The 12,486-nt window shown below is 65.1% G+C and carries 12 protein-coding genes; 5 read left to right on the top strand and 7 right to left on the bottom strand.

Annotated features, from left to right (window positions below):
* Positions 1-2: 2 nt before the first annotated feature.
* From VW23_RS21400 to VW23_RS21370, 7 genes are all read right to left on the bottom strand, one after another.
* On the bottom strand, positions 3-2,666 hold the full coding sequence (locus VW23_RS21400) for an autotransporter outer membrane beta-barrel domain-containing protein (protein WP_141728431.1): 2,664 nt from the start codon (positions 2,664-2,666) through the stop codon (positions 3-5).
* A gap of 140 nt (positions 2,667-2,806) precedes the next feature.
* Positions 2,807-3,583 carry a hydroxypyruvate isomerase gene (hyi, locus tag VW23_RS21395; RefSeq protein WP_069911527.1) on the bottom strand — a complete coding sequence of 259 codons (777 nt, stop codon included), beginning with the start codon at positions 3,581-3,583 and terminating at the stop codon, positions 2,807-2,809.
* A gap of 194 nt (positions 3,584-3,777) precedes the next feature.
* Positions 3,778-5,334 (bottom strand): arabinosylfuranosidase ArfA, encoded by a 1,557-nt coding sequence (gene arfA / locus VW23_RS21390; RefSeq protein ID WP_069911526.1) that lies wholly within the window; start codon positions 5,332-5,334, stop codon positions 3,778-3,780.
* A gap of 168 nt (positions 5,335-5,502) precedes the next feature.
* Positions 5,503-6,429 carry an ArsR/SmtB family transcription factor gene (locus VW23_RS21385; protein WP_069911525.1) on the bottom strand — a complete coding sequence of 309 codons (927 nt, stop codon included), beginning with the start codon at positions 6,427-6,429 and terminating at the stop codon, positions 5,503-5,505.
* A 65-nt stretch (positions 6,430-6,494) separates the two neighbouring features.
* A complete protein-coding gene (locus VW23_RS21380) occupies positions 6,495-7,499 on the bottom strand; it encodes a hydroxyacid dehydrogenase (protein ID WP_069911524.1) in 1,005 nt (334 codons plus the stop codon).
* An 8-nt stretch (positions 7,500-7,507) separates the two neighbouring features.
* Positions 7,508-7,837, bottom strand: coding sequence for an L-rhamnose mutarotase (locus VW23_RS21375; protein ID WP_055873531.1), 330 nt, complete (start codon positions 7,835-7,837; stop codon positions 7,508-7,510).
* A 176-nt stretch (positions 7,838-8,013) separates the two neighbouring features.
* Complete coding sequence (locus VW23_RS21370; protein WP_055873534.1) at positions 8,014-8,772, bottom strand: IclR family transcriptional regulator; 759 nt, start codon at positions 8,770-8,772, stop codon at positions 8,014-8,016.
* 125 nt (positions 8,773-8,897) lie between these two features.
* On the opposite strand from VW23_RS21370, the gene VW23_RS21365 reads away from it, so the two are divergent.
* Genes VW23_RS21365 through VW23_RS21345 form a run of 5 tightly spaced genes read left to right on the top strand, consistent with a single transcriptional unit; the run spans position 8,898 to position 12,217 of the window.
* Entirely contained in the window at positions 8,898-10,004 is a 1,107-nt protein-coding gene (locus tag VW23_RS21365) for a mandelate racemase/muconate lactonizing enzyme family protein (protein WP_069911523.1), read from the top strand.
* A 28-nt stretch (positions 10,005-10,032) separates the two neighbouring features.
* Entirely contained in the window at positions 10,033-10,293 is a 261-nt protein-coding gene (locus tag VW23_RS21360; protein WP_069911522.1) for a type II toxin-antitoxin system HicA family toxin, read from the top strand.
* A complete protein-coding gene (locus tag VW23_RS21355; protein ID WP_201788080.1) occupies positions 10,290-10,616 on the top strand; it encodes a type II toxin-antitoxin system HicB family antitoxin in 327 nt (108 codons plus the stop codon). The genes VW23_RS21360 and VW23_RS21355 overlap by 4 nt, the downstream gene beginning before the upstream one ends.
* A gap of 10 nt (positions 10,617-10,626) precedes the next feature.
* Entirely contained in the window at positions 10,627-11,457 is an 831-nt protein-coding gene (locus tag VW23_RS21350) for a class I SAM-dependent methyltransferase (RefSeq protein ID WP_069911529.1), read from the top strand.
* 28 nt (positions 11,458-11,485) lie between these two features.
* Positions 11,486-12,217 carry an SDR family oxidoreductase gene (locus VW23_RS21345; RefSeq protein ID WP_055873541.1) on the top strand — a complete coding sequence of 244 codons (732 nt, stop codon included), beginning with the start codon at positions 11,486-11,488 and terminating at the stop codon, positions 12,215-12,217.
* The last annotated feature ends 269 nt before the right edge of the window (positions 12,218-12,486 follow it).

The raw sequence follows: 12,486 nt of genomic DNA, 5'->3' as shown, positions 1-12,486 counted from the left end.
TCTCAGAACTTGCCCGACAGCGTGAGCTTCACCGCCTGGGCCGATTGCGCGCTGCCGAGCTGGCCCTGGTAGCCGAGATCGAGGCTCACGCCCGGCGCCAACTCGGTGCCGAGCCCGGCTTCGAGCAGCAGCGCGGTATCACCGAGCCTGGCACCATCAACCGTGAACAGCGCGCCGCCGGCAAAGCCGTGCGTGGCGGTCGGCTGGTCGCCCGTGGTGCGCTGCAGCGCGATGCTGCCGCGGGCGGCGACCACCAGGCCATCGTCAAGCACGAAGCGGCGCGCCGCCTTGAGGCCGGCGGTCAGCACGGTCGCGCCGATAGCAGCAGAAGCGCCGCTGAGGGCCGCGTCGCCTCCGCTCTCGGCGTAGCGCCCCCCCGACTGGCCGATCAGCGCGGCGCGGGCAAACGGCGTCAGCGTGACCTCGCCGAGCTCGAACGCATAGCCGAGTTCACCGAACAGTTGCGCCGTCGTCGTGGCATAGTCGGCCGTGACCGTTTCGCTGAAACCGGTGAAGCTCGGGGTGCGGGTCATCGACACCTGGTTGGAGCCCAAAGCCGCGCCGAACGCCAATCGCACTTCGCCCAGCGCCGCGCCGCCATAGAGGCCCAGTTGGTAGCTGGCCGCTTCGGCGCGGGAGTCCCGCGCCGGCAGGTCGACGGCAACGCCACCGATGCCCGCCAGCACCCCGAGGAACACCTCGCGGCTCACCAGGCCGTCGGCGCCGACCAGCAAGCCACCAGAGCCGAAATCGAACCCGGCAGCATTGCCGTCGCCCTCCACCGCACCGGCCCCGCCATAGCCGCGAGCCCAGATGTTTCGGGCGCCGACCTGGCTCTCGGCAAGCGCTGCGAATGCCGCATCGAGGCGATCGAAGGCGGCGTCGCGCGGGTGCCGGCTGGCAGCGGTGAGGGGGCGCAGCAGCGAGGCGTGCACCTCGCCCGAGAGGTCGTCGAAGGCCTCGAGCGCATCGGCGGCATTCAGCGGCACTACGGCGTCGAACAGCGGGCTCGATGGCAGCGCCTGCAACGCGGTGGCGGTGGCGAGCTGGTTTGGCGTCTCGGCGATCGCGGGGAGGTTGGCGATCGCCGAAACGCGCAGCCACACCTCGCCGGGTGTGTCGTAGTCGAGCACGAACTGGAGGAAGGCGGAGTCGTCGACCACGCCGCCGAAGCCGCCGACAACGCTGGCCGCGGTGAGCACCATGTAGCCGCTGCCCACGGTGTAGACGCCCGGCGCGGTCAGGGCGCGAACAGAGCCGCCGCTGAGTGTCGCGACGCCCGATACGGCCAGCACGCCGCTGGCGGCAGCGGGCGTCACCCCGACCTGCAGCACGCCGGTGCCGCCATTGGCGTAGGTGCCGGTGACATGCAGGGTACCGGCGGTCAGGTCGATCGTGCCGGCATTGTTCACCGCGCCCGCCAGCGTGCCGGTACCCCTGACCGTCCCCAACGCGCGGATATCGATGGCCGGGCTGGTGAGCGTGCCCGCGACGGTCAACACCCCGGCCTGCACCTCAGCGCTGGTCGAAAAACTGCCGGCGTCGTTCAGCGCCCAGGCGCTGCCCTGCATCGACAGGGTCTCGAAGTTGAGGAACTTGGCGAGGCTCTCGCTGCCGGCGCCGAGGAGGATCAGGTTGTCGGTGCCGGTGCCGCCCTTTACCAGCCCGTTGAGCGCCGAGCCGGTATCGAGCTTCAGGGTTCGCGTGCTGCCGCCATTGAAGTTGATGGCGTTCACCGCACCAGTGATGGTGCCCGAGTTGGTCACGGTGCCGGTGGCGTTGAGGTAGAGCCCGTCGCCCGCCGCCGACCTTATGGTGCCGGAGTTGAGGAACGTGCCGCCGCCGGTCGCCTCCACGGCTTTGGAATTGGCGCTGCTGCCGGTCGATTCGATGGTGCCGGCATTGGAAAAGGTCAGCACGCCAGTGGCGCTGGCATAGACGCCATTGAAGCCGCCCCTGATGATGGCGCCGGCAGTATTGGTGATAGTGCTGGGCCCGCCCTGCACGAACACGCCGGTGGAGTTACCGGTCTGCCGCGTGTTGATGATGCTGCCGGAGTTGATCACCGTGCGCTCGGTGCCCTGACCGATCGACACGGCGTTGCCGGAACTGTTGCCGGTGATCACCCCGGTCGCCGTATTGGTCACCGAGCCGCCAAACTGCAGCAACACCAGGTCGCCGCCGGCAACGACCTGGGTGATGGTGCCGGAATTGACGACAACGCCCGGACCGACGCCGGGATTGCCGCCGCTGGGGAACTTGCCGATGCTGATACCGCTGCTGGTGGCATTGATGGTCGCGCCCAGCTCGTTGACCACGGTGCCGCCGCCAAGCAGCGTAATGGTGTTGCCGCCGCTCAGCAGACCCGCGTTGGTGACCGTGGAGCCGGCGCCATCGAGCTTGATCTGCCCACTGACCGTGCCGTGGTTGCCGAGCGTCCAGGTGCCGGTACCGCTTACGGTCGGCCCGCCCAGGGTGTTGCTGACCGAAACGCCGGAGAGGATATCGACCGTGGTGCCGGCATAGAGGTTGAGGTCCACCCCGGTGGTGGTGCTGGTGGAAATGTCGACATCGGCCGCCCGCGCCGGCGCCAGTGCCACGGCGAGCGACAGCTCGACTGCCACCGTTGCAGCGAACAGGCGCCGCCAAACCCTCGAAGACCCCATCGCTCGACTGCCCGAACCCGACCAACTGGATCGAAGCTAGGAGGGCCGCGGCGACCGGCGTAGCTGGTCACTCGGGGCAGGCCGGGGCAACTCGGGGCGATGTCCTCAGATGGCCCGCCCCGACTGGCGGACGCTTTGCCTCAGCGGTAGGGCGCCATCCAGTCGAGCCCGGCGCTGGTGCCGGCCAGCGGGCGGTATTCGCAACCGACCCAGCCGTCATAGCCGAGCCGGTCGAGTTCGCCGAGCACGAAGCCATAGTTGATCTCGCCGGTGCCCGGCTCATGCCGGCCCGGGGTGTCGGCGATCTGGATGTGGCCGATGCGGTGCCTGAGCCGCTCGTAGGTCGGGACCAGGTCACCGGCGGTCACCTGCTGGTGGTAGAGATCGTACTGGATCTGGAGGTTGTCCGAGCCCACCGCATCGAGCACCCGCTCGGCATGGCGCGCCGTCGTCAGGTAGAAGCCGGGAATATCGCGCGGATTGATCGGCTCGACCAGCAGCTTCACGCCGGCCGCGGCGAAGCGTGGCGCCGCGTAGTCGAGGTTGGCAACCAGGGTCGCCTCCAGCACGTCAGGCGCGATGCCCTGCGGCGCGATGCCGGCGACGCAGTTCACCTTGCGGCAGCCGAGCACGCGCGCATAGCGGAGCGCGACATCCACTCCGGCCCGGAACTCATCGACCCGATCGGGGTGACAGGCAATGCCGCGCTCGCCGCCATCCCAGTCGCCGGCGGGCAGGTTGAACAGCGCCTGCTCGAGGCCATGCCGGGCATTGAGCGCCGCAAGGTCCTCGGCCTCCGCTACATAGGGGACGGCATATTCCACCGCCCGGAACCCGTCTGCCGCGGCGGCAGCGAAGCGCTCGAGGAACGGCAGCTCGGGATAGAGGAAGGAGAGGTTGGCGGAGAATTTCAGCACGGTCTGGTCTCACTAGCGGCAGACGCATTGTTGTCTAGCCCATCGCGAGAATGCTGGGGAGATGGCCTTCTCCCCTTGTGGTCAGCGGACGAGGGGAGAAGGCAACAAGCCTCAAACTCCGCGCTAAAGCGGCCAACTCAATCCCCCTCCAGCGCATCGTGGCAGCGACGCGCCGGAGAACTTTCCGGCAGGCCTCAGACCTTCACGCGGATCATCTGGTACGAGTAGGGCGCCAGTTTCACGCTCAGCGTCTTGCCGTCGACCTTGGCGCCGGTGCCCTTCGCGGGAGCAACGTTGGTCTGCTCGGTCGCCGTGTTGACGGCGCGGAGGTTGGCGTGGGTCATCACCTGGTGGTCAATCACCGTCGCTGCCCCAAAACCCTGAAGGCTGAGGTCGACATCGATCGCTTCGGTGGCGTGGCGGTTCACCGCGAAGAAGCTGATGGTGCCGTCCTCTTCGTTGTGGACGCCGGAGACGTCGACATAGCCGATATTGTCGCCATGCACGGCGTCGTAGCCGGGCGAGTTGACATCGAGCTGCAGCGCCGTGCCGCGGCCGAACACCGAGGCGAAGTAGTAGGGGTAATAGATGGTCTGCCGCCAGGCCTGCCCCTTGGGGTCGGTCATGATCGGCGCGATGACGTTCACCAGCTGGGCGATACAGGCGAGCTTCACCACGTCGGAACGGCGGATGAAGGTGTTGAGGATCAGGCCGACCTGCAGCACGTCCTCGAAATTGTAGATGTCTTCGAGCAGGCGCGGCGCATGTGGCCAGCCGTCATTGCCGTCGAGGATCTTCCGATCCTGCTTGTTGGAGTGGTACCAGACGTTCCATTCGTCGAAGCTGATATAGACGTCGTGCTTCGAACGCTTCTTCGACTTCACGAAGTTGATGGTCGAGGCCACCGTCGCGATGTAGCGGTCGAGCTTTTCGTTCAGCGCCAGGTAGTTGGCCGTGTTCTTGGCCAACACCTCAGGGGTGCCGCCTTCGGCCAGGGCGCGCTCGTTGTCGCGGTTGGCGAAATACATGTGCAGCGAGATGTGGTCGACATTGTCGTAGGTGTGCTCGAGCACCTCGCGTTCCCAATCGGGATAGGTCGGCATGTCGGCGTTGGACGAACCGCAGACGATCAGCTCGAGCTTTTTGTCGAAGGCGCGCATGGTCTTGGCGACTTCGTTGGCGAGCCGGCCATACTCATGGGCGGTCTTGTGACCGACCTGCCAGGGGCCGTCCATCTCGTTGCCGAGGCACCAGAGTTTTACGTTGAACGGGTCGGCGCGGCCGTTCTTCTTGCGCAGATCGCCCCAGTACGAACCGGTCGGGCCATTGACGTATTCGAGGAAGTTGCGGGCATCGTCGAGGCCGCGCGAACCCAAATTGATGGCGAGCATCATCTCGGTGTCGACCAGTTCGCACCAGTCGGCGAATTCGTGGACGCCCACGGCGTTGCTGTCGGAGGTATGCCAGGCGAGGTCGAGGCGGGTCGGGCGCTGTTCACGCGGGCCGACGCCATCTTCCCAGTTATAGGCGGAGACGAAGTTGCCGCCGGGATAGCGGACCATCGGCACCTTGAGCTCGCGCACCAGTTGGGCGACGTCGCCACGCATGCCGTTCTTGTCGGCGGTGGCGTGGCCGGGCTCGTAGATGCCGGTATAGATGGCGCGCCCGAGATGTTCGAGGAAGGCCCCGTACACCCGGTCGTCGATCTTCGAGATGGTATAGTCCTTGTGCGCCGTTACCGTCGCCCGCATACGCTCCTCCATGTCACCAGCTTTGGTGATTTATATCGCGTAGCTTGATATGGAACAGGTCGCGGCGCGTCAAGAGATACGAGCGAGTAGCGAATGGTGAGTAGCGAATAGGCGGTTAGGCGGCCACGAGTCCCTACTCGCTATTCGCCGCTCGCCATTCGCTTCCCCTCACTCCGTCTCGATCCGCAGCACGATGTCCTGATCGTAATTGCCGAAGCCACGCCCGAAAATGTTGATGCCGCCCGGGTGCTTGGCATCTTCCTTCACCCCGACCCGGAGCCGGATCGAGTGGTGCGTGTCGAGGTCGAGGTCCTTGAGCGAGACCGGCGAGATCTTCATGCCGTCGACATAAGTCCCCGTGCCATTGACGCGGAAACTCTTGAGCTTGCCGTACTGGCTGCCCTTCAGCTTCCACCAGTCCGGGGTGTAGACGCCGCGCTTGTCGCCGAAATCGCCGGGCGAAGTCCAGGTGCCGATATCCTGGCCGTTGACGCCGACGGTAATGTCGGAAGGCCAATCGGCGCTGGTGCCGGGCACTTCCGAGCTCAGCTCGAAGCTGAACTCCATCGAGGTGATCTTCTGCTGCGCCAGGCGGGCATTGTTGGGGAACTGGTATTCGACATAGCCGCGGGTGAACCAGATCAGGCCGGTCTTCATGCGGTCAGGATCGAGGAAGGTGTCGGGCACGTCGAGCAGCCCGATGATCCCCTCGGTGGAGCAGAGCCCGCAGGGCGCCGAAACATCGCAACTGGTATAGAGCCCAAGCGGCATCGACACTTCGATGGCATTGGCCTTCAGCGGGCGAATGTCCTCCTTGAACATCACCAGCACTTCATCGAACAGGCTGTGGCAGATCTTCTGGTTGCCCTTGCGGGCTTTCTGCGTCTCGGTGCGCACCAGCCCGGCTTCCACCAGGGTCTGCATATTCGAGCTGACCGTCGATTGCGGCTGGCCGAGTTTGGCCGCGATATCGTTGACGTTCATCGCGCCCTGCACGTGCAGCAGCTTGAGGATGGCGACGCGCACTTCGGAGGCAAGCGCCTTGAGCACCTCCGGCCTCTCCTCGGGGTCGATGAGCAGGAAGTTGCGGCTCATGAATCGTGACGCTCCCAAACGCTGAACGGCGTTTGTATCAGGAAGTTCGGTACAGTCAAACGAGCTCAGGCCAGTTGTCCCAGCAACTCGTGTGGCACGCGGTAGAGCAGCGGCTCGCCGCGAACGAAGCGCTCGACCTCGTCGACGACGAGCGTGCCGAGCCGTTCGCGCTCGCCGCCGATGGCGCCGGCGATGTGCGGGGTCAGCAGCACGTTGGGCAGATCGTAAAGTGGCGACTCCGCCGGCAGCACTTCGGGCTCGGTGACATCGATCACCGCGTTGAGGCGCCCGGCGACCAGCTCGCGCAGCAGCGCATCCTGGTCGACGATGCTGCCGCGGGCGGTGTTGATGAAGGTTGCGCCGTCGCGCAGCAACGCCAGACGCCTCGCATCGATCATGTGCCGGGTCGAGGGCAGCGCGGGGGCATGCAGCGAGGCGACGTCGGAACGGGCCATCAGCTCGTCGAGTTCGACCAGTTCCACCCCAAGCGCTGCCGCCTGTTCTGGCGTGGTGCTGGTCGAGGTCAGCAGCAGCTCGAAATCGTAAGGCGCCAGGAGCTCGATGGTTTTGAGCCCGATGCGCGACGCGCCGATAATGCCGACGGTCTTCCGATAATTGCCGAGCCCCGAGGCCATCAGCGGATGCGAACGCAGGTGCCGCCGTTCGCGCCGGTAGATGTCGCGGAACTGCAGCACGCCCTTGTTGGCAAACAGGATCGCCGCGACGGTGAACTCGGCCACCGGCACCGCATTGGCGGTTACCGCCGAAGTCACGGTGACGCGCTCCACCACCTCGGGCGCGATAAAGTATTTTATCGAGCCCGCCGAGTGGGCGATCAGTTTGAGGTTCGGCGCCGCCGCGAGGGTTGTCGCATCGAGCTGCGGCGGGCCCCAGCCGGTGACGAGGATCTCGGTCTCCGCCAGTATGGCTTTCGCATCAGGCGAGGTGAGCTCGAGCAGCGGCTCATGCTGCAGGATGTCGCAAAGGCCACCCAGCCGCTGCAACTGCTCGGCGGCGAAGACGTGCTCGGTGAATTGCGGATCGTAGGCGAAGGCGAGCTTCGGCTGCATCGGTTCACTCAATCGGTGTGGAACACCTCGTCGATCGAGGCCCACCACTCGCCATCCTTGCGAGTCTCGAGCGGCGACTGCATCGGCATGCACACCGACCACCATTCCTGCGTCACCGGATCGGCCGCCATCGCCGCCATGTCGGCGGCGTAGTCGGTGCCGACATACTCGAAATACGAGAACAGCAGGTTCTCCGGCTGCTTCAAAAAGATCGAGTAGTTGCGAATGTTGGAGTTCTTGATCTGCTTGAGCACATCCGGCCACACCGCGGCGTGCACCCGCACATAATCCGCCACTGCCTCGGGCTTCAGCCCCAGCACCGCGCCATAACGCTTCATTCGGTTGTTACTCCTCAAATCCTGAATGCCGTCCCCGATGGTCTACCAACCCACCGGGTCATCCCCGCGAAAGCGGGGACCTCCGTTTGCGATCTCTGCGGCGGGCACCAAAACAGAGGTTCCCGCTTTCGCGGGAATGACCCCGCGTTGGTGGCGCTGTTGGGCACGCCAGACGCTCAACTCCGCCGCTGCGAAATCTCCTGGCCGCAGGCGATCAGCAGCTGCAAAGCCGCATCGCACCCGGGCGCGGTCTTGACGTCCAGCCGCTCCGAATAGGGGCAGGTGAACACTGCCAGCACCCGGCCCATCGGCCCGAGGATCGGCACCGACAGGTTGTTCACCCCGGCGATCTGCAGGCTCTGCATGTTCTCGAAACCCTGCTGGCGTACCCGGGTCAGGCGCTCTTCCAGCGCCGGCGTCAGCTGCTCGGGCTGATCCTGCTCCTCCAGCATCAGCCGCCGCTCGTCGGCCGCAGCGAAGGCGAGCAGTACATGACCAGACCCGGTGTTGATCAGGCTGATGCGCGAGCCCACCCGCACCGAGACGTTCCAATAGCCGGGGCCATCGACCTGCGCCGCCACCACCAGGTTGCCGCGGTCGTAGATGGCGAGATGGCAAGCCTGCTGCGCATCCCTCGCAAAGCGCCGCATCACCGGCATGGCCTGGCTCAACAGCCGCTGCAGCGGTGGGCGGGCATGCGCCAGCTCGAACAGTTTCAGCGTCACCTCATAGCGATCCGCAGACGTGCGGCGCACGAAGCCACGGCGCACCAGCCGATCGAGCATGCGGTAAATCTCGTTGGGTGAGCGGTCGAGCGCCTTGGCGATCTCGGCCTGGCTGAGGCTCTCCTCGGTCGCCGCCAAGAGCTCGAGGATATCCAGCCCCTTGTCGAGGGCCGGGGCGCGGTACTTCTCCAGATCCTCGAGGGGAACCACGCGCCCTTCCTCCCTTCGGCGCAATTGACGCCGCAAACCTCACGTGCTTACTCACGAATAGTCTTTTCACATATGCACAACAAGCCGGATTCAGCCGGTGTGCGCATCGCCTCGGGGAGGAAGCCATGGCGCGGATCGCGCGGGTCGAAGTGCTGATGGTCGACCTCAAACCCAAGGTGAAGCGGGTCGACGCTATCCAGTCGTTCGTGTCGCAGGAAACCCCGATCGTTCGCATCACCGATGCGGATGGCGTCACCGGCACCGGCTACAGCTACACCATCGGCACCGGCGGTCACTCGGTGATCGAACTGCTGAAACGCACGCTGGTCCCCGCCATTATCGGCCGTGAAGCCAACGAGATCGAAAAGCTCTGGCGAGAGCTGTTGTTCCTCACGCATGCCACCACTACCGGCGCCATCACCTCGATTGCGCTTGCCGCCATCGACACGGCGTTGTGGGATCTCCAGGCACGCAAGCTCGGGCTGCCGCTGCATATTCTCGCTGGTGGGGCACAGGACGCCATTCCGCTCTACACCACCGAAGGCGGCTGGCTGCATCTCGAAGAGGCGGCGCTGATCGAAGATGCGCTGCGCGCCAAGGCTGACGGGTTCGGCGGCTGCAAGCTGAAGGTCGGCCGGCCGATCCATGAGGACGTGCGCCGCATTTCAGCGGTGCGCGAGGCGGTCGGCCCCGGCTTCGAAATCTTCACCGACGCCAACCAGCGCTTCAATGTCGACGAAGCAATCCGCCGGGCCCGCGCCTATGAGCCGCTGGATATCGGCTGGTTCGAGGAGCCGCTGACCGCCGAGGACATTTCCGGTCACACCCGGCTCTCGGAACACACCTCGATTCCCATCGCCATCGGCGAGAGCCTCTATTCGGCGATGCATTTCCGCGAGTATCTCGAGCGCCATGCCTGCTCGATCATCCAGGTCGATGTCGGCCGGGTCGGCGGCATCACCCCCTGGTTGAAGGTCGCGCATATGGCCGAGGCCTTCAACATCGCGGTCTGCCCGCACTTCCTGATGGAGCTGCATGTCGGGCTCTGCGCCGCCACTCCAAACGGCCGCTGGGTCGAATACATCCCGCAGCTAGACCAATTGACGACTGAACGGATGACCATCCGGGATGGTAAGGCGATCCCGTCGTCGAAGCCGGGGCTGGGCATCGCCTGGGATTTCGACGCCATCGAGCGGATGACCGTCGAAGGCTCGCATTCGATCCATCTCTAGTCTTGATGATACTGGAATGTGATACTATATGTCGCTGACGGGTCGACATCGCGCCACGCTTGAGGCGATCTTTGCCGACCCGGCGCGGGCAGGCATCGCATGGCGCGATGTCGAGGCGCTGTTCGCTGCGGCCGGCGCAGAGCTTAGTGAAGGAAACGGCTCACGCGTCCGGGTTGCGTTGAATGGCGTCCGCGCGGTGTTCCACCGCCCTCACCCGCAGAAGGAAACCGATAAGGGCGCCGTGATGTCCGTACGGCGCTTCCTGAGCGAAGCGGGGATCACGCCATGAACATGCACTACAAGGGCTATGAGGCCACGGTAGAGTTCGACGAGGACGCCGAGCTGTTCCACGGCGAAGTCATCAATCTGCGCGACGTCATCACCTTCCAGGGCAGCTCGGCGGCCGAGCTGAAACAGGCCCTTGCCGAGTCCGTCGAGGACTACATCGAATTCTGCCGATCGCGCGGCGAAGAGCCGGAGAAGCCATTCTCCGGGCAGTTTGTCGTGCGCACCGAACCGGCGCTGCACAAGGCCGTATCCACGGCCGCCAGCCGCGAAGGCATCAGTCTCAACAAATGGGTCATCTCAACGCTTGAGCGGGCCGTGAAATAGGATGGGGACCATCGCCAACGCGCCAGCCAGCCTGGAACGGAGTTTTGGCAGCACAGCGTTCGGCGCCGATCCGGCGAACTATCATGCTGCCCGGCCGCCCTATCCGCAGGCGACCTGGGATGCGCTGGTGCAGCGGGCCGGTCTTCGCGCCGGCATCGACATCCTCGAGATTGGCGCCGGCACCGGCCTCGCGACGATTCCGCTGCTGAAGCACGATCCGGCGCGGCTGGTCGCGATCGAGCCTGATGCGCGGCTTGCAGCATTCCTCGCCAGGACCGCAGCCGACCCACGCCTCACGGTGGTCGGCGAGACCTTCGAGGATGCCGAACTGCGGCCCACGTCATTCGACCTGGTGGTCAGCGCGACGGCGTTCCACTGGCTTGATGCGGTTCCAGCACTCAAGCGCATCGGCGGCCTGCTGCGCGATAACGGCGCCGTGGCGTTGATCTGGAACGACTTTGGCGACGCCGGACGTGCTGATCCGTTCCATGAGGCCACCGCACACCTGTTCGAAGGACATCGTGTCAGCACGGGTCGTGGTTCGGGCAGACTTTCGTTCGCCAGCGATGCCGACGCCCGTCTAGCAGATTTTGACGCGGCAGGGTTCGTGTCAGACAAGCCGCAGTTCCTGCGCTGGACGCTCGCCCTCGACCCCACCGGGGTACGCGCACTCTACTCCACCTATTCCAACGTGACGGCGCTGCCTCCCGTTGAGCGGACGCGCCTGCTCGACGGTTTGGCCGAGATCGCGACCCGGCAATTCGGCGGTCGCGTCGAGCGCAACATGACCACCGCCATCTACACTGCGAGGCGCGCGCCCGACGCGCACCTCGCCGCCTGAGACACCAAGCAAGAACTGGAGACTTCCCATGGCCGATATCAGCGGCAAGATCGTTCTCATTACCGCCGCGGCACAGGGCATCGGCCTCGCCTCGGTGCATGCCTTCGTCAAGGCCGGCGCCAAGGTGATCGCCACCGACGTCAATGCGGCAAAGCTCAAGGAACTGGACGGCACTCCCGGTGTCACCACCCGGGTGCTCAACGTGCTGAGCACCGAGGAAGTGAACAAGGCGGTGGCCGAGATCGGCCGCATCGATATCCTGTTCAACTGCGCCGGCGTGGTGCAGTCGGGTACCGTGCTGGAGATGCCCGACAAGGACCTCGAGTTCGCTTTCGACCTCAACGTCTGGGCGCAGATCCGTGCCATCAAGGCGGTGCTGCCGCAGATGCTGGAGCGCAAGGATGGCTGCATCATCAACATGGCGACCGTCGCCTCGTCGGTGACCGCGGTGCCGAACCGCGCCGCTTACACTATCTCGAAGGCCGCCGTGGTCGGGCTCACCAAATCGATGGCCGCCGACTATACCGACAAGGGCATCCGGGTGAACGCCATCTGCCCGGGCACGGTGGAATCGCCGTCGCTGCACGAACGCTGGCACGCCACCGGCGATTTCGAAGCGGCCAAGAAAGCCTTCATCGCCCGACAGCCGATCGGCCGCATTGGTCAGCCGGAGGAAGTCGCCGACCTCGCCGTCTATCTCGCCGGCGCCACCTACACCACCGGCCAGGTGCAGATCATCGACGGCGGCTGGACGGCTTAAGGTCTGGGTCATATCCGCTGCGCCGGTGCGGGCTGACCCCCACCCCTGTCCCCGTCTCTTATACCCATCTGCCGCTGCCGACGAGCCAACTCGTGTAGATCTCCGTGCCCGTCCTATCCTCAAAAACAACAGTGTCCAATGCAGTCTCCGGGTTTATCCCGTGACTTTCCCATCCGCCTTTCCTTACCACCTGCGCTCCCTTGTCACCCCGCACTACCTGGCACCGTGCATCTCCACCCTTTTCCTCCATACTGTTACTCTGCTTTCAG

Origin of the sequence: Devosia insulae DS-56 (genome assembly GCF_000970465.2) — a bacterium.
GTDB lineage: Bacteria > Pseudomonadota > Alphaproteobacteria > Rhizobiales > Devosiaceae > Devosia_A > Devosia_A insulae.
Note: the sequence above shows the minus strand (reverse complement) of the source record. Positions and strands in the feature narration are given on the sequence as shown.